The sequence below is a fragment of the Candidatus Nitrosopumilus sediminis genome, from assembly GCF_000299395.1.
GTDB lineage: Archaea > Thermoproteota > Nitrososphaeria > Nitrososphaerales > Nitrosopumilaceae > Nitrosopumilus > Nitrosopumilus sediminis.
In genome coordinates this window covers 772,076-790,024 of record NC_018656.1, presented here as the reverse complement: position 1 = coordinate 790,024, position 17,949 = coordinate 772,076, and the positions used below count along the sequence as shown (strand labels likewise).

Here is a 17,949-nt window from a genome sequence, read left to right as displayed (position 1 = left end):
TATGGATTGATATTTTGAAGCATTATGGTATCCGAAGAAGAAATTGAACTAGTCTCAAAATTAATGAGAATAGACATTGATAATCATAAAGAACATGTTGAAAAAGTACATGCAATGATTGATTATTTTGATATTTTGGATTCTGCAGGAGTCGAATCAGAAGAAATCTCTATGCCTGAAATTTCCATTTCAAATTTGCGAAAAGATGAGTACATTCCATTTGATGATAAATTGATTGAAAAACTAAACCACTACAAGGGAACATATGTTCGTGCACCAAAGATGTCTTCATGAACCTAAAAATATCTGCCCTTGATTACATTCAAGAAGTAAAATCTGGAAATATATCTGCAGAAGATTTTGTTGCAAAAACTTTGGAGCAAATTCACAGCGTGGATGACAACCTCCACGCATTTTTGTCTGTAAATAAAAATGCAGTTGATCAGGCCAGAGATATTGATAAAAAAATAAAGTCAGGTCAAAAAGTTGGTGACTGTTTTGGAATGCCAATTTCCATTAAGGATAACATATGCATCAAAGATTCTAAAACTACATGTGCATCAAAAATGCTTGAAAATTTTGTTGCCCCATATGATGCAACAGTAATTACAAAACTAAAACAACAAGATGCAATATTTATCGGCAAAGTAAATATGGATGAATTTGCAATGGGTTTGACTACTGAGTTTAGTGCATTTGGTCCGAGCAAAAATCCTTGGAATACTGATTGTGTCCCTGGAGGTTCATCTGGTGGGAGTGCTGTATCAGTCAGCGCATTTGAGTGCGTTGCATCACTTGGTTCTGACACTGGTGGTTCTGTAAGAAATCCTGCTAGTTTTTGCTCTACAGTTGGGTACAAGCCAACTTATGGGTTGATTAGCAGATTTGGTTTAATTTCTTATGCTAACAGCATTGAACAGATTGGTCCTTTGACTAGAACAGTAAAAGACACAGCCTTTATGCTAAATATGATTTCGGGAATTGATCCTAATGACAACACTACGATTGATAACAAAAATGAAGATTATCTAACAGGAATAGATTCTGGCATTGCAGGCAAAAAAATTGGAATAATAAAAGAAATGATTGGAGAAGGCATAGATCCTGTAGTATTATCTGCAACAAAAGATGCCATTTCTAAACTTGAAAGTTTGGGTGCAATATGCGAAGAAATATCTCTGGATATGGTAAAATATTCTGTTGCTGCTTATTATACAATTACTGCAACAGAGGCTGGCAGTAATCTTGCAAGATATGACAATCTAAGATATGGTTATGATTTTCCACTGGAAGGTTACGAGTTTAATTCCTATATTTCAAAGGCTAGACGTAATTTTGGTCCGGAGGTAACTAGAAGAATGATCCTTGGAGGATTTGTTCCCTCTGCAGGTCATGCTGGAAAATATTTCTTAAAGGCATTAAAAGTAAAAAGTAAACTCACAAATGAAATCAATGATGCATTCAAAAAATTTGACCTATTGCTCTCTCCTACCGTCCCTGTACCTCCTTTCAGATTAGGTGAAAAAATTAATGATCCTATTTCTCTGTTTTTAGTTGACATAAATACAGTAACTGCAAATCTTACAGGAAAACCTGCAATCTCTATTCCATTTGCTATTTCAAATGGTCTGCCAATTGGAATTCAATTGATGGCAAATTCATCACAGGATAGACAACTACTTCAAGCAGCATATGCATTAGAGCAAACTGTCAGTTTGCCGGAGGTTCCACTATGACTATGATTGGTTTGGAGATTCACTGTCAGCTAACAAACCTTAACAGCAAATTATTTTGTCCATGCAAAGCAAATTATCGTGGTTTTAAAATCAATGAAAATATCTGCCCAATCTGTATGGGGTTACCTGGAAGCTTGCCTCGATTAAATCAAGAAGCTGTTAAAAAAAGCAACAATAATTGCAATGGCACTAAATTGTTCAACTCCGGAAAAAATTGCGTTCTTTAGGAAAAATTATTTTTATCCTGATTCTCCAAAAAATTTTCAAATCACTCAACTCAACATCTACGGTGATACTAGTGTGGGGGGAAAGGGCTCAGTAATGATAGGTGATAAAAAAATCAATATCACTAGGATACAGCTAGAAGAAGATCCTGGGAGATTGATTTACGAAGGAAGTTCTTCTAAAAATCAGATAACTCTTGTAGATTATAATCGTGCAGGTACTCCTCTGGTAGAAATTGTTACAGAGCCTGATTTTGAGACCCCTAAGGAAGTACGCGACTTTCTAAACATTCTATCAGATATTCTTGAAAATCTAGGAGTTGCAGATCCTAGTTTAGAGGGTGCAATGAGAGCTGACGCCAACGTTTCAATTGAAGGTGGAAAAAAAGTCGAAATAAAAAATATCGGTTCATTTCATGATTTAGAAAAAGCAGTTCATTTTGAGATCACACGACAAGAAAGTCTGCATTCTCGTGAAATTGAAATTATTCAAGAAACACGACATTGGGATGACAGAAGAAAGATTACGATATCATCTCGTTCTAAAGAAGAGGAATTGGATTATCGTTATTTCTTGGAAGGTGACATTCCATGGGTTAAGATTGATCCTGAAATCAAAATTAAATTAATTTCTGAAATGCCTGAAAGCATCAGTTCTAAAAAAGAAAGATATATTTCAAAATATAACATACCTGCACAAGTAGCTGATGTGCTATCATCAGACAAATATTATTCTGATTTATTTGAGGAGTCTCACACTGAATCAAATGCAAAAGAAATTGCAAATATAATTACAACTGATTTGATGGGGCTAGTAGATACAAGAGAAAAACGTGAAGCCTCAAAACTGACATCTGTCCATCTAAAAGAATTAGCAGACTCTATACAATCAGGTAAAATATCTAGGAATTCTTCTAAAAATGCATTGCATGAAATTTTAAAAACTGGAAAAGATTTGTCAACTGTTATCAAAGAACTAGATCTTGGAAATGTGTCTGACGAATCTGAATTATCTGGAATTATAACACAAGTAGTCTCTGAAGAAGCACAAGCTGTTGAGCAAGCAAAATCAAACCCTCAAACAATAAATTATTTGGTAGGCAAAGTTATGCAAAAAACAAAGGGAAAAGCAGATCCTGCATTAACTTTGAACTTGCTAAAAAAACAGATTGGTGTATGATGCCGGATCTGTCTCTTGAAAATATAGAATTTATCAAAATCTTGGCTGTATCTGATGCGACAATCCTTCAAGCAGGCATGAATGAGGCTACTAGACAGAAATTAGATGATGAAATAGGCGTAATTTTAAGAGAATATTACCGTGAAAATACAATGGGGATCCAAACTGGGTGGACTGAGAAATTACTACAATTTGGAATTGACGAAGATGCAGGCAAATCTGCAATTGCATGTGCCCGACGTCTTGGAATAGATATTTCATAAGAAAAAATCTTTTTACGACGTCCGAATCTAAAAAAATCAAATCTTGTCTAATTTTGAATTTATTCCAACAGACAAACAAATTCAAGAATCCAATATTTACAAATTTATGAAAAAACACAATGTCTTAACAATAGATGAATTGTCTGAAAAAGCTAAGAATGATTTGGAGTGGTACTGGAAATCAGTAGACGAAGATATCGGAGTTGTTTGGGATGAGCCGTATACAAAAGTATTAGATGACTCTAAAGGAATTGCATGGTCTAAATGGTTTGTTAACGGTAAAACAAATATTTACAAATCCTCAGTTGAGAAATTCAATAAAACATCCCCTGAAAAAATTGCATATTATTTTGAATCAGAAGATGGAAAACAATCAAAGATTTCATATTCAGAATTAAATTCAAAAGTATCTAAACTTGCAAATGGGTTAAAATCTCTCGGAGTCAAAAAAGGTGACGTAGTTGCAATTTATCTGCCTATGATTGAAGAGGCAATTTTGTCAATACTTGCAGCAGCAAAAATAGGTGCGATACAAACAGTGATTTTTTCTGGATATAGTGCAGAATCATTACACATACGATTAAAAGATTGTAATGCTAAGTTTCTAATAATTTCTGATGGGTTTTATCGCAAAGGAAAACCTGTTTCTCAAAAAAAATCTATAGAGATTGCAGTTAATGACACATTTGTAGAAAAAACAATATTGGTTCCTTACAAAAAAATTGATCAATACACTGAATCTAAAAAAATTATTTTTTATGATAAACTTGTTTCTGTTCAAAATGATTTCTGTGACACTGAAATTTTGGATTCTGAGGATCCTTTGTTTATTTTATACACTTCGGGAACCACTGGCAAGCCAAAAGGTGTGATTCACACTCATGGGGGATTTTCAGTGTTTGCAGGGCATCAGGCGGCATATCTTATTGATATGCAGGCACAAGACACACTATTTTGGCCTGCAGATATTGGGTGGATTACAGGTCTGGTGTGGAATGTTTATGGTCTTTTGATGATGGGTGCATCTGCTGTGATTTATGATGGAGGGTTGGACTTTCCCTCATCTGATAGAGTTTGGAGGATGTTATCAGAATACGATGCAACAATTTTTGGAATATCTCCAACTGCCGTAAGATTGTTTAAGAAAAATAATGTTGAACCTGCAAAATTATTTTCATTGGAAAAAATAAAAAACATTCCTACCACCGGTGAACCCCTTGATGAGGATTCATGGTGGTGGCTATATGAAAAAGTCGGAAATAAAAAAATCCCAATCATGAATCTTTCTGGAGGTACTGAAATTGGAGGTGCAATGTTATCTGTTTTCCCTGGAATGAAATTAAAACCATCGACTGTAGGAATTCCTGTACCGGGAATGAATTTGGATGTAGTTGATGAGAATCAAAGTCCTGTTAGAGGGAAAAATGGTTTTTTGATAATAAAGTCTCCTTGGCCTGCAATGACACGTGGTTTGTTAAATGATGATGAAAGATATTTGCAAACATACTGGTCTAGATTCAAAGATGTTTGGTTTCATGGAGATTATGTGTATGTGGATGATGACAATCTTTGGTATATGCGTGGACGAACAGATGATGTGATTAACGTATCTGGTCATCGAATGTCTACTGCTGAAATTGAACATGCTGTCATATCTCAATAAAAAAATATCAGATGCTGCATCAATCGCAATCCCTGATGATATAACTGGTGAAGCAATTGTAGTGTTTTTTGTATCTGATGTATCTGAAAAATTACCTGTATCTGAAATTTCTGATTATGTGGCTGAAAAAATTGGCAAATTGGCAAGACCCAAACTTCTTTTCCAACTATCTGATCTTCCAAAAACTAGAACAGGAAAAATCATGCGTCGACTGTTGAAATCAAAATTACTCGGCGATGATCTTGGGGACTTGTCTTCCTTGGAGAATCCTGATGTTTTAGATGAAATTGAAAAATTGAGTTGATAAAATCTAACTCTTTGATATTGACTATTTTACGATTAATTTATAATTTCAACTGCAATAAGTTACATCATTGAAATTCGTAGTTGATCAGCAGGTAGAAGATATTGAGATGCCTGAAAACCTCAAATTAAACACATTTTTGCAAGAATTTCATTCAGATTGCCCTCATCCTGAATGTAATTTTGGATTTTATGGATTTGCATTTGGCCAATCCCCATTTCCTGTACCTAAATTAATCCAGAATGCTTTAATCAAAAATGCAGATAAGGGAGCATATGCCGCGGTTCCTGGAATCCCTGAATTGCGAAATGCAATTTCCAAATATAATAAACATTATTTTGATATGGATATTGCTCCTAATAGAATCTATGTCGGCCCTGGAACAAAGGAGCTGATCTTTAATCTTTTGGAGATATTACATGGAACAGTCATCTTGCCAACCCCTGCATGGCTTGGCTATCTTCCACAAATCAGATTTCTTAAAAAAAATTATCACATGTTGCCTACTCGTGCTAACAAAAAAATATCCCCCAGTGATCTTAGAAAGTTAGCACTTAGATTACAAGACAGACAAAAGATATTGATATTAAATAATCCCAATAATCCTACAGGACTGTTATACGACAGATTAGAGCTAGAGGAAATTGCTGATGTTTGTAAAGAACAAAACATTACAGTAATCTCTGATGAAATTTATGCACTTACAACATATGATTTTTCAAAATTTGTTAGTATGGCAAAAATCTACCCTGAAGGGACATTTGTCACAAATGGTTTGTCAAAGTCTCATGCAGCTGGAGGTTATAGATTGGGCTATGTGATTTTTCCACAGCATGCAGTAGATCTAAAGACTCAGTTCAAAAAAATCCTTGCTACAGAGTATACTGCGGTTTCAACTCCAATACAGCATGCCGCGGTTGCGGGATTTGAAATAAGTAACGAGATGAATGAATATTTTGAAGTTACAAGAAATATACATCAAATAATGGGCGAATATACTTTTCATGCCCTTTCTTCAATTGAAGGCGTAAAGGCCACAAAGCCTGACGCTACTTTTTATCTTCTAGCTGATTTTAATTCATTTGCTCCTGACTTACAAAAAGCACACATTTTAACATCTCAAAAATTGTCTGAAGCATTAATTGTTCATCCTTTTCATACTGCTATAGTCGGTGGAGATAGTCTGGTTTTAGAAAGAACTGATTTTAGTGCAAGGATTGCATATGTGGATTATGATGGGGCAATGGTTTATCAAAATTATTTGGAAAATAAGCCAAAATCAAATGCTGAAAAAATTGAATTTGTAAAAAAGAATGCTCCCAAAGTAGTTGCAGGTCTTGATATGATTGCAGATTTCTTTGGAAAACTCAGAAAAGATGCCTTGTATGATACAGAATCCTCCAGTTCTGTCGTAGTTCCCTGATTAGTCTATTTTTGACTTTAGTCTTTCATATTCTCCCAAAGTAATTTCTCCCTTGGCCAGTCTTTTCTGGAGAATTTCGTTAGGGTTTGAACCTGTTATTGGGTTGCTAATTTTTGGAATTCTAATGCTATTTCTGTTAATTAAAATTTGTCTTGAATTACTATCTGCTTGTCTTTTGACTCCGTATACTGCTCCAAACAATATTCCTATTGCTGCTAAAACTAATGATGTTTGTGCAATTTCTGAATTGTTAACCTCGTTTTGAGTAGATTCGGCAATGGATGATGCTTGTGCTTGAGGAAGAATTTCTTTATCCATGATGTCTTGAACTGTGGATTTTGTTTTTTCAACATTATCTGTATATCCTACTGTCTCTTCAATTGTCTGACTCGGATAATTACTATCAAACCAACTCTTGTATGCAGGTTCAGAATAATATCTTTGAATATAATAAGATGGAACTTTATTTGGATCTACAAAATCCCTATTGATGATCTTAGGTTTTTCTATTGATTCATTATTTTTTTCAGTTTCTAAATGATTATTTTGTTGAGTATTGTTAATTTCACTCTCTGCTGTTTCAACGATAGGCTCAACAATCATTTTGCTTTCATTTAATGATACATCAAATTCTGATGTAATCCCCCGTGTCATGTTAAGAATAAAACCTGTTGCATTGTAAATCCCGCTTTCTGTGAATTTATTTTCTATAACAATACTCTTTTCAAAAGTATCATCGGGGTTTATTGTTGCTTGTGTTAATAATACAAATTCATTATTTTGATCTCGAATTACAATTGTCACTAGTCCTCTGGATTCTTTTTCTACCGTGCCTGAAAATTCAATTTCATCCCCCATCATAAATGAATTATTATTTGTATGAAAACTAGTCAATTCTCCAAATGCTGGATTTACTAGTAATCCTGAAAATAATACTAATAGAGAATATGCCCAGTACTTTTTATCCAATAATGTCATTTTTGATTTTTTTTGATTTAAGATAAGCGTAGAATTCATCCAGATTAGTAATGAGTAATTGTTAAATTCTAATTTGAAATCTTATTATTTAATTCATTTTTTGCTGATGAGTCTATTGGTTTTTTTGGAATGGTGAAATAGAATGTTGTTTGCTCATTAACTTTACTTTCAACCCATATTTTTCCACCCAATCCTTCCACAATTCCTTTACATATTGCCAATCCCAACCCGCTACCACTACGTTTTCTGCTGGTAGACGTATCGATCTGGTAGAATTTTTTGAAAATATCTTTTTGATTTTCAATGGACATGCCTGAACCGTTATCTCGAACTAAAAATTCCACAAAATCCCCACAATCTTTTGCCCCAATTGTAATGATCCCTCTACTTTTCGGTACAAAATCAATCGAATTTTTAATCAAATTCGAAAACACTTGACTGATTCTATCTTTATCTGTAAAAATGCATATATCTTCATTAAAATTCATCTCTAAAATGACCTTTTTTTCTTCTGCAATTGGCTGAAATTCTTTGATGACTGAATTTAGTAATTCTAAAACATTTGTTTCTTCTTTATTGAAATCTAGTTTTCCTAAATCTAATTTTTGAGTTGTAAGTATGTCTCCTACTAGTCTTTGCAGTCTTATTGTTGCTGCATGGATTTCATTTACTGCATCTGATTGTTTTTCATTTAATTCTCCGAGAAAATTCTTTTTCTGAAGCATTTGAACATAGCCCAATATTGGAACTAGTGGTGTTTTTAGTTCATGTGAAACCATTGAAGAAAATTCAATTTTTTTCCTGTCCATCTCTTTTAATTTCTCGACATAATCATTTGTAAGTTCAATTGTTTTTTCGACTCTCTGCTCCATGATTTTAAAGTCCTCGTTTAATTGAAATATTTCTGATACGTTTGTTTTAAGCGGTGTTCTTTTTGATGCTTTGTTGGTTGCTGAAAATTGCTTCATGTCTTGTGTTAATTTTTCTATGGGTTGCGTGATGTTTCTAGAAATGTTTACTGTTGCAAGTAATGTCCCTGTTGCCACAAAAATTGAAAATATTAACATAATTAGTCCTGTTGTTTCTTCCACAGATGTCAAAAAATTTACTATCCCCATGTAAAATATAATAAAACTTGATACACCTGAAACCAAAAATAATGTTATTTTGATTGATAGCATTTAATTGCGTTTCCTATCACAATTGTGCAATTTCTTTTAATTTTGAATGTAGGATATCGATGTCTATTGGTTTTAGAATATATGCTGAAACACCTCTTTTCACAAGACCATCCAATTCATCTTGTGTAATAGTTGATGCGGTAAAGACTATGATTTTCTGATCTTTTAGCATATTGTTATCTTCTAAATCTTTGATTACGGAATACCCATCAAATTCAGGCATTGCCAAATCTAACAGTATTACATCATAGTTATTTTCTTTGATTCTTTTTAATCCTTCACTACCATCGTTTGCAACTGTACAATCGTGTTCATTTAATTCTAAAAACGTGGTTAACATTTTTGTTATCTGTTCATTATCATCTATAATCAAAATTTTTAATTTTTCTTCTTCTTGTCTTCTTCTTCGTGTTTTTTGATAAATGACATACTATACCCCGAACTCTATCTCTTTCATCAATGCATCGGGATCTCTGTAATATTTTCCTACAGTCTCTGCCACTTTATCATATCTTCTAATTCCTCTTTGTACAAGCCATTTCAAAACGGTTTCCCTTCGTTTTAATTCTGCAAAAATCTCTTCCATGTCTCTTCCAGATTGTTCAGATATTCTATGTAGCATTTCACTATCTTCTAATGCAGGATTGAAATAGTCTGATTTTGGATTCCATTTGAAAGCATCATAGTATGTGTTGGCGTCTTTGATCTCTTGAATGGAAATTGCTTTTCTAACTCCTTTTCCATCTGGACCCTTTACTCTTCTAATTACTATTGCACAATTCATCAATGCCATATATGATGCAGGTATGTCCATTGGTTTTTGTTGCAATCTTTTACTTGCAGATTCCAAACTATCTGCGTGCATGGTACACAGTCCTCCGTGGCCTGTGGCCATGGCCTGAAACATTACATATGCTTCAGAGCCTCTGATTTCCCCTACGATGATATAGTCAGGTCTATGTCTTACACCTGATTTAATCAAATCATATAATCCAATTTCGCCTTCTCCCTCGCTACCAAATCCCGTTCTGGAGATAAGGCTAAACCAGTTTTCATGTTTAATGTTAATTTCTGAAACGTCTTCTACTGAAAAAATTTTGTAATCTGGATTGATCAATCCAGTAATTGCATTAAGAATTGTTGTTTTACCACTACCTGTAGAACCAATAACCATTATTGACATTTTTGATTCCATGAGTAGCCACATGTATGCTGCAATCTCCACACTAATTGTACCAAATGTTATCAAATCTACAATAGAGTATGGGTCTTGCTTGAATTTCCTGATTGTAAAACTGGTTCCTTTAGGAGTCACTTCTTTTTGATATAGGACTGAAATTCTGTGATTGCCTTGTAATGCTAAATCTGAAATTGGGTAAGCAGAACTGATGTGTTTTCCTGCTCTGAAAACAATTCTTGACACAAATGAGTTTAATTTTTCATCCTGATATGATACATTACATGGAATACTGTCGTATTTTCTGTGCCAGACATAGATTGGAGAGTTAATTCCACTACAACTGACGTCCTCTATGTTTGGGTCTTGCATGATTGGATCAATCTCGCCAAATCCGTCAATATCCCTTTCAAGATAATACTTTACTTTCTCAATGCTTCCTTTTGGTTGGTCTAGGAATAATTTTTCATTTTCTTTTAGTATTTTGTTTACAAACGACATGAACCCAAAATTCTGTTCAATGTTTTCTGGAGAGTCAATATTTTCCTCAATTAATTGATAGAGCTGATTGTAAATTACTTGTTCTGATTGAGATAGTTTGGTTTCATCTATTTGATATGATAGACTGCCTGTCTCTTGATTTTGAATGATATTTGCATAACTAAATGGTGCTTTTAGTGGGTATTTCTCTACCAGGATTGAACCAATAGGTGTTTCATTCTTTAATTCTCCTAAAAATTCACTTTTAAGAAATGTCTCCAATCCTTGTTCTTTGTCTTTTTTACCCATGATATACGATAATTATCTTGATTTTTTGGATATATTGAACAGTATGAAACATCACAATACATACAATTCACACCTGGTCTGGGTTTTAAAATAAGATAAAAAGATGCAAGATAATAAAAAAAATACTTGCCTATGGGTTTTGCACTGTCAAGCTTAATGGGGCTCCAGTTTTACCTGCAAAGATGTTAACTGAGGTACTTGCACCAGAATCAATTGGATTTAATGTTCCATTGATTACTTGGAAGTATACTACTGCTCTTACACCTGGATCTAGTGAAATTGGACCGGTGAGTTTCTGAAGACACATTGTCTCTTGAGAACCTGCACTGCCATCTACATCGATTCGTATTTCATCTGCAGTTGCTGCATTTGTACAAAGTGCAGAACCTCCAGTATTGGAAGTAAATGTGGCACTATCTGCCATTTCACCACCAGTACCGGCTTCATATGAACCGGTATGTGGGAAAGATGCTTGTGTATTTGCTACAGATGCTTCTGTTTGATCAGTAGTTGCGTACCAACTAGTAAATGGTACGTCTATTCCTCTTACAGATATTTTGTCTACAGAAATTGCTTTATCTCCACTGTTTCTTAGACCTGCTGCACCCCATGCAAGACCATTTGTGTCAGTAGGATCTACCCAAACTTTAGCTCCAGATACTGTTAGTTGTTCAGTCAATGTACTGCCTTGGAAAAGACTAGTACCATACAGAACAACACCAGAACCAAGTACCACTGATGCCACCAAGATGATGACTGTAGTTAGGATAGTACTGATTGCACGTTTTTTGGTTAGCGTGGTTTTCATTTTATTAATCGTGTTTTTACTTCATATGTTATCTAGTCGCGTATGTAATTTTTTTGAATTACAGATAAGTAATTTTTACACTATTACGCCTAGGATTATTTTATTATGGCTAATTTTTATAATATGAGTAAAATATGATGTTTCACACTCTACATTTCATCTTGAGCAAGCATTTGATATGCGTTAAGGAACTTTGCTATTGTTTTCCTCAATCCCTCATATGGAATGCATCTTGAGAAGATCTTTGTGTTGCCATCTTGTATTCCAATTGCAACAATATTGATGCCTTTTTTTCTTGCTTCTTCTACGGCACTCATCATTTTTGTATCTGCGTCAATTGTTCCTAATGCTTGTCCATCTGTTATTAGAAAAATGTATTTTCTTTCAATAATTTCTTTTTCTAAAACTCTCATGGATAATTTTATTGCATCTGCAATAAACGATAATCCTTTGATTTCAATTCCACCAACACGTGCCTTGGCACTCTGATCAAAGTTTTGATCATGGTCTTTGATAATGCTGAAATTATTGTTAAATGTAAAAAATCCCCACCTGCCATTTTTTGCGTTTACTGCATCAGCTGCTTCACCAAGACACATTGTAAATTTTTTCATCTCTTCAAATTTTAATTTCATACTGCTACTGGTATCTACAATGATTGACCATGCTTCTTCAACTCTTCTTATATCATCTTGCTCAAAAATCTGTATTCTTGGATTTTCTGCTGCAACAGATTGAATTGCAGCTTGCATCTCCAACATACCCATGTCATCTGCAACCCCTTCATCTTGAACATTTGCCATCATCTTCATTTGGTTAGACATTTTTTTCAAAAACAAATGAGTTACATTTTTCAATCTTAGGTATTCGCCAATATTTTCAGGTGCAAAATCTATTTTATCAAACTCTAACCCTTCTACCATTTTATCATATTTTTTGCTTACCTTAGCTCTACGTTTTATTTGTCCATACCAAATGTCTCCAAACCTTTCTACAACATCCTGAAATCTTCCTTCAGTTTTTAGTGATATGTTTTGATTCCAATTTGTAATCTTTTCTGGATGGGAATGCTTGTCAGTAAAAGGATATGTTTGATCAGATAGAATATTCAATGACTCATAAATTGTTTCTGCAATTTCAAGGAATTTCTCGTCATCTTCCGGCTCTAAATTGATTATTTTTTCAGTAATCTCTTTTTTCTCTTTTGCAATGTTTTGAAGGAATTTATTCACAAATGTCTTTTTTGCAACCTTTCTAAAATCTTCTAATTCATTTTTTTCATTAATAATATCAAAAAATTTTTCAATCTTTGCAATCTCTGAATAATATTCTGGAAAGTTATTTTTTAAAAAATTATCTACCCTGATGTCTTCGATGAACTCTATGGTCTCATATGCTCTGCTTTTGTTTTTGCCTTTTATCCACTCTTTGTATTTTTTAAAATCAGTCACTTTTGCATGCCCTGCTAGATGACAAACAGATGCAAAAAACAATGTAAAAATTGTATTCTGATACTGCTCAAGATTTGAAAATATGCTGTTTTGAATTATCTGCATTCCTTTATACTCTCTAGGTATTGGAAAATGGGCTGTAATTCTTGGCTCATATTCTATTTTAGGAAAATGGATTTCATTTGAGAAAAACAAATCTACATCAATTGGTTTTTTTTCGCAGATATCAAAAAATATCTGTGATGCCATAACCTGTATGGTGTCTTTCAGTTTCTTACACCTTCTTTCTTGATGCTGCTTGACTCTCTAGAACTTTTTTGATAATGTGCCTTACTTCGTCTTGAACTTCTGGATCATCGCTTGTCATTGGTACAAGGGTCTCGTCTGCTCCTTCTGGAACTGATGCTCCATCTGCACATATCTTTGCCCAGTTAACCAAATCTCCGACCGAAGGTCCATATGGGATATCTCCCATTTTGTATTCTTGTCTTAGTTTGGCACCAACTCTAACTATGCTTTCAGCATCTATTGCGGAGACTCCTCCTTTCTCTTTTACCATCTGGATTTCTTTGTCATCAACATTGTCTCCAACACTCATGTAATCGAAATTAAGCCAAACACTCATTCTTCTTCTCATAGCAGCGTTGATTGGTTTTGTACCTGCAAATTCTGAAGATACTGGGTTCATACTAATTATCATGTATGCATGTTTATGTCTATGAATAATCTCACTGTCTTTTTCTGTTAGTACCATGTGACCTCTCTGGTCAAGTAGTGGGTTGAGTTTTGTTGCAACATCTTGTTTCATCATGTTTGCCTCATCCAGGTATAATATTCCGCCTTTTCTACACCATCCAGTAATTAATCCGTCAATCCAATTTTCCTTTCCCAATCCAACATATCTGCCAAACAAATCAAAGACAGATGTTGCCAAACCACAGTTGATTTCCCACATTGGAAGTCCTGCCAATTCTGCAACAAGATATACAATGTGTGTCTTTCCTGTTCCACTCGGACCAATCAATGCGCATTGTTTGAAGAATTTGAGTGCCCTTCCAATTCTCTCCACATAATGCTCCCCGTTGTCAAGGTATGGTGGTGTGTCTTTTGGAATCATCTCCTGCATGTCTTCAGGGAATACCATATCGCCCGAATCCATGTATTTTTTAAAATCATACATTTTGGATAATTTGTGAGTATCTTTTTTGAGCTTTGAAATAGAAACTGAAAGATTTACTTTATCTGATTTAATTTTAGAACGATTTGTGCCCTTTATGAACTCGTTTTTCTGCTCCAAGATGAATAATTATGCTGTATCGGATACTTAATGCTGTTATATGTGTAGGAATGTTACATACACATCGTTTAATGAATATTTCAGACTAAATTGGTTACAATGAAAGCCCAGATCGACTTGAATTCGATATCTATGAGTAAAAATGATCCAAAACTTACTCAATTAGAAAAGTATGATGTTGATGCCAATATTGACGAGGTTCAAAGTGATGACGAGATATCTGTATTTACCTACAAATTTACTGCATTATCGAATCCTAAAAATGTAAGATTGTCAATTGCTGGAACTGCTAAAATTTCTGGTGACACTATGGAACGAGATGAGATTTTAGAAAATGACGATGAAGGCATTCCAAAAATTTTAACTGTAATTTATCAAGAGTTATTTCCTACATTCTTTTTGTTGTCAAAGACTCTGAATGTTTCTTGTCCCCCTCACAAAATAGGTCAAATGGGTGCAGGAGTGGATAATGAATTATCTGAGGAAGTGGCGGTTGAAAATGAATCCATAGATGTTCCAGTTGAAGCAGAGTCTGAAACTGATTCAGTTGAAAATCCGGATATGACTCAACCAAATGTATAATCTTAAAGATTTAAAACTCATTTCGTTATTATTATATTAAATAAATTCTTGAGCACGTTCTCAAAAAATATTTAAAATAAATAAAAATAGTTTTAATTTTGTGTTATTTTGCCATTTTTATGAATGATGAACACTGTATTTCCAGTTAGACCTTTTTCACCGTTAAAGCAATTGACCTTGAATTTGCCGTGAGCTTTTTGTTTTCCATCTTCATCAATCGTTATGTCGCCACGGATAGATGTTTGAAGACTGCCAATTAAATTCCCCTCTGCATCATAATGATCTTTTACACTTTCTTCTTCTAACGATAAATGTCCATCAGCATATAGTGTGATGGTTAGATATCCTGTTTTTTTGGTGGATACACTTTTTTCTTCACATATCTTACTAGCACCAGTTTCAGTGTTGTCCCATATTCTTTCATCAATAATATCTACAACTACTTTACTATTTTTTGCAGCATCTGAATATTGCACAGATACCATCATCAATGAAGTAATTGCAATAATAGCAAACAATACCAAATGTGTTTTAGACATACTACATATAGAACAGCTATATAGATAACTGCTTGTAATTTTGGTATAATACACTAATTTTTGACATGATCGTATAAAATTAGGTTTATCTATAAAATAAATTTTCAAATACCCGATCAGGGGACAACTTCTACGCCTGCTTCGGAGAGTGCTGATATGAGTTGAGATTTTCCAACTCCTGTGAAACTAGGATATATTGTGGTTGTCTGAAATACAAATAATTTATCATCAGATACCGTTGGGTTGGTTGCATTAAATTGATATGTCCAAACATCATCCGATGCAAATGATATGTTAGATGTTTCAACCTTAATTATATGGCTACCATCCGGATTTTTGACTATCTCCGCTTCATTCCATCCCCCAGTACCAGCACTTTCATCTACTACATCTTTAAAATCTGCCGGTACCAAAATCAATAATATCACTTTAGAGGCCATTGTACTTCCACCATTATGGATTGTTGCATTAAAGATTTGCTCATTCTTGCCTGATGGAATATTACTGATTATGTATGTCCAATTATTTAGAGGATCCGATGGTGTTCCTGTGTAAAATGTATTAACTAGCGGAAAATTTGAATTGGATGTAACTGTATACTCAACACTAAGCTTCCCTTCACTTGTTAAAGCTTGAATTATGTAAGGATATGTTTGTAAAGCATTTTGAGAAAAAGTAGTTTCCACTCTAAATTGACCTACACTTTTTTGACCAATAGTTACAGGCGATGTTCCGCCCTCCCATATTAACAATTCATAGTCACCAGAAACCCTAGATGACCATCCTGTACTTGGCTCTATCGGGTTAAAACCATCCATCAAAGAAGTATCTGGAATTAAAATTCCTACGGAATACACCTCTACATTTCGGTCAAGGGGATTGATTATTCCAATTCCCCATTTCCCAAAATTATCTGTATTCGTAGCAGAACTCATGGGATTTGGAATTCCACTGATCAAAATACCTACACGGCTTGCAGCTTGAGACCATTGGGATGAAGTTGCGGCTTCTGCTTCACCACTTAGAGCAACCGTAGTATTGGATATTACAAAAGATCCTGTGGGAGCTCCTGTATATGATGCGTTAAATAATAATCCTTGAGTTGTTTCAGGTGCAGTATATGTGTAGGTAAACGTTGCTGTATTTCCTTGTGGTAAACTTTGGATAGCTGGAGGTAATGGACCATCAATTTCTGTCAATGTTACATTACTTGCAATTGTGGGGACTAGATTTGCAATGTTATTTGGTAATGTGCTATTATTAGTAATCATGGACACTACTCTAAAATTTTCTAATGGCTGAATTTCAGCAGGGACAATTAATTGTATTTGAGTTGAAACGTCTGGAGATACTGAAAATGTTGCAATATTCCCTCTACTTGTAACTGCTTTGAGCGTATAACTTTTAGTAGAATCAGCGGGAATGCTGGATTCATCAATATAATCCAAATTTCCCGGGTTGATGGTAATATCAAGATCCTCTTTGCTGTTTAATCCTGAATCTTCATCGACAACCCACAAGCGAGTAAGTTTGACTGGTAAAGAACCTGTATTGATCACCGTTGCATTAAATTTACTGTCGACTATTCTAGCTTGAGAAATTGAAATTTCTTCCATTCCTCGATTAATGTTTTCGGCTTCTGAAACAATCACAGATTGTGCAAATTCATCAATAGAATTCATACTGTATGAAATGTATGTAATTACAGTTGTTGCAGCAATCACAAAAAATACTGCACCTACTACTGTACTTAGACCTCTTCTACTTTTCATGGTGCTAGAACCTCTGTTTGGAAAATATTTTCTCTGTTAGTAGTGATTGAAATTTCATATAGACGATCTGAAACCCATGGAAAATATTCTTGAAATGACATACTCTCATCTTTAAGAATTCCTGCATTAGAATAAGGTGTGGGTTGTATTTGTCCAAAATCTATATCATGGATTTTGATTTCAGTTACATTAAGACCCAACGTTCCTGTATTTCCTAATGTGACATTATAGAATTTTGTACCATCCGTTCCAAACCATATATGTTCTATAGTGATTCTTTCATTAATTTTATTGTGATTATCTGCAAATATCTGATCTAATTCTGCTTGATGTGTTTGTAAATTGGAATTTGCCCACGCAACGATTGTAATTCCCATAACTGATACGGCAGAGAGTAATATTGCACCCGTAACAACAGCACTTAACGCACGTCTCTTTTTAGCCTTGAACATACCTCTAAATCTAATCAAATTTGCTATTATCAACCCGTATGTATGTGTAAATTACTTACATTAACGCCTAACAAAAACAAATAATGTATAATTTTATTCGATCTCAAATTTGTTACTCATACCGAATAAA

Annotated in this window: 19 protein-coding genes; 9 read left to right on the top strand and 10 right to left on the bottom strand. The window is 34.2% G+C overall.

Annotated features, from left to right (window positions below; genetic code table 11):
- The first annotated feature begins 24 nt into the window (after nucleotides 1-24).
- The 8 genes from NSED_RS04910 to NSED_RS04885 all read left to right on the top strand — a co-directional run bounded on the left by NSED_RS04910 (nucleotide 25) and on the right by NSED_RS04885 (nucleotide 6,793).
- Nucleotides 25-294, top strand: a complete 270-nt coding sequence (locus NSED_RS04910; RefSeq protein ID WP_014965147.1) for a hypothetical protein — start codon at nucleotides 25-27, stop codon at nucleotides 292-294.
- Entirely contained in the window at nucleotides 291-1,736 is a 1,446-nt protein-coding gene (gatA, locus tag NSED_RS04905; protein WP_014965146.1) for an Asp-tRNA(Asn)/Glu-tRNA(Gln) amidotransferase subunit GatA, read from the top strand. The genes NSED_RS04910 and gatA overlap by 4 nt, the downstream gene beginning before the upstream one ends.
- Nucleotides 1,733-1,963 (top strand): hypothetical protein, encoded by a 231-nt coding sequence (locus NSED_RS10135; protein ID WP_081580606.1) that lies wholly within the window; start codon nucleotides 1,733-1,735, stop codon nucleotides 1,961-1,963. Before gatA ends, NSED_RS10135 begins: the two co-directional genes overlap by 4 nt.
- Nucleotides 1,920-3,140 carry an Asp-tRNA(Asn)/Glu-tRNA(Gln) amidotransferase subunit GatB gene (gatB, locus tag NSED_RS04900; RefSeq protein WP_014965145.1) on the top strand — a complete coding sequence of 407 codons (1,221 nt, stop codon included), beginning with the start codon at nucleotides 1,920-1,922 and terminating at the stop codon, nucleotides 3,138-3,140. Before NSED_RS10135 ends, gatB begins: the two co-directional genes overlap by 44 nt.
- Entirely contained in the window at nucleotides 3,140-3,403 is a 264-nt protein-coding gene (locus tag NSED_RS04895; RefSeq protein ID WP_014965144.1) for a hypothetical protein, read from the top strand. The genes gatB and NSED_RS04895 overlap by 1 nt, the downstream gene beginning before the upstream one ends.
- A 43-nt stretch (nucleotides 3,404-3,446) precedes the next feature.
- The gene (locus NSED_RS04890; RefSeq protein ID WP_014965143.1) at nucleotides 3,447-5,066 is read left to right on the top strand and encodes an AMP-binding protein; all 1,620 of its coding nucleotides are present in this window, start codon (nucleotides 3,447-3,449) and stop codon (nucleotides 5,064-5,066) included.
- On the top strand, nucleotides 5,047-5,370 hold the full coding sequence (locus tag NSED_RS10745; protein WP_014965142.1) for an AMP-binding enzyme: 324 nt from the start codon (nucleotides 5,047-5,049) through the stop codon (nucleotides 5,368-5,370). Before NSED_RS04890 ends, NSED_RS10745 begins: the two co-directional genes overlap by 20 nt.
- 70 nt (nucleotides 5,371-5,440) lie before the next feature.
- On the top strand, nucleotides 5,441-6,793 hold the full coding sequence (locus NSED_RS04885) for a pyridoxal phosphate-dependent aminotransferase (RefSeq protein WP_014965141.1): 1,353 nt from the start codon (nucleotides 5,441-5,443) through the stop codon (nucleotides 6,791-6,793).
- On the opposite strand, the gene NSED_RS04880 is transcribed toward NSED_RS04885, so the two are convergent.
- From NSED_RS04880 to NSED_RS04850, 7 genes are all read right to left on the bottom strand, one after another.
- Nucleotides 6,794-7,810 (bottom strand): SHOCT domain-containing protein, encoded by a 1,017-nt coding sequence (locus NSED_RS04880; RefSeq protein WP_014965140.1) that lies wholly within the window; start codon nucleotides 7,808-7,810, stop codon nucleotides 6,794-6,796. It lies immediately after the preceding gene.
- A gap of 29 nt (nucleotides 7,811-7,839) precedes the next feature.
- On the bottom strand, nucleotides 7,840-8,862 hold the full coding sequence (locus NSED_RS04875) for a sensor histidine kinase (RefSeq protein ID WP_232212415.1): 1,023 nt from the start codon (nucleotides 8,860-8,862) through the stop codon (nucleotides 7,840-7,842).
- Between the two features lie 106 nt (nucleotides 8,863-8,968).
- Nucleotides 8,969-9,325 (bottom strand): response regulator, encoded by a 357-nt coding sequence (locus NSED_RS04870; protein ID WP_014965138.1) that lies wholly within the window; start codon nucleotides 9,323-9,325, stop codon nucleotides 8,969-8,971.
- Nucleotides 9,326-9,382: 57 nt separating this feature from the next.
- Nucleotides 9,383-10,918, bottom strand: a complete 1,536-nt coding sequence (locus NSED_RS04865; RefSeq protein ID WP_014965137.1) for a type II/IV secretion system ATPase subunit — start codon at nucleotides 10,916-10,918, stop codon at nucleotides 9,383-9,385.
- A gap of 130 nt (nucleotides 10,919-11,048) precedes the next feature.
- Nucleotides 11,049-11,726 (bottom strand): hypothetical protein, encoded by a 678-nt coding sequence (locus NSED_RS04860; RefSeq protein ID WP_014965136.1) that lies wholly within the window; start codon nucleotides 11,724-11,726, stop codon nucleotides 11,049-11,051.
- A 149-nt stretch (nucleotides 11,727-11,875) separates the two neighbouring features.
- On the bottom strand, nucleotides 11,876-13,426 hold the full coding sequence (locus NSED_RS04855) for a vWA domain-containing protein (protein ID WP_014965135.1): 1,551 nt from the start codon (nucleotides 13,424-13,426) through the stop codon (nucleotides 11,876-11,878).
- Between the two features lie 25 nt (nucleotides 13,427-13,451).
- The gene (locus NSED_RS04850; protein WP_014965134.1) at nucleotides 13,452-14,474 is read right to left on the bottom strand and encodes an AAA family ATPase; all 1,023 of its coding nucleotides are present in this window, start codon (nucleotides 14,472-14,474) and stop codon (nucleotides 13,452-13,454) included.
- Nucleotides 14,475-14,573: 99 nt separating this feature from the next.
- Here NSED_RS04850 and NSED_RS04845 point away from each other — a divergent pair, with 99 nt between their 5' ends.
- Nucleotides 14,574-15,056, top strand: a complete 483-nt coding sequence (locus tag NSED_RS04845; protein ID WP_232212411.1) for a hypothetical protein — start codon at nucleotides 14,574-14,576, stop codon at nucleotides 15,054-15,056.
- Nucleotides 15,057-15,148: 92 nt separating this feature from the next.
- On the opposite strand, the gene NSED_RS04840 is transcribed toward NSED_RS04845, so the two are convergent.
- The 3 genes from NSED_RS04840 to NSED_RS04830 all read right to left on the bottom strand — a co-directional run bounded on the left by NSED_RS04840 (nucleotide 15,149) and on the right by NSED_RS04830 (nucleotide 17,819).
- A complete protein-coding gene (locus tag NSED_RS04840) occupies nucleotides 15,149-15,595 on the bottom strand; it encodes a hypothetical protein (RefSeq protein ID WP_014965132.1) in 447 nt (148 codons plus the stop codon).
- Between the two features lie 116 nt (nucleotides 15,596-15,711).
- Complete coding sequence (locus NSED_RS04835) at nucleotides 15,712-17,367, bottom strand: hypothetical protein (protein ID WP_014965131.1); 1,656 nt, start codon at nucleotides 17,365-17,367, stop codon at nucleotides 15,712-15,714.
- Nucleotides 17,364-17,819, bottom strand: a complete 456-nt coding sequence (locus NSED_RS04830; RefSeq protein ID WP_014965130.1) for a hypothetical protein — start codon at nucleotides 17,817-17,819, stop codon at nucleotides 17,364-17,366. Before NSED_RS04830 ends, NSED_RS04835 begins: the two co-directional genes overlap by 4 nt.
- Nucleotides 17,820-17,949: the final 130 nt, after the last annotated feature.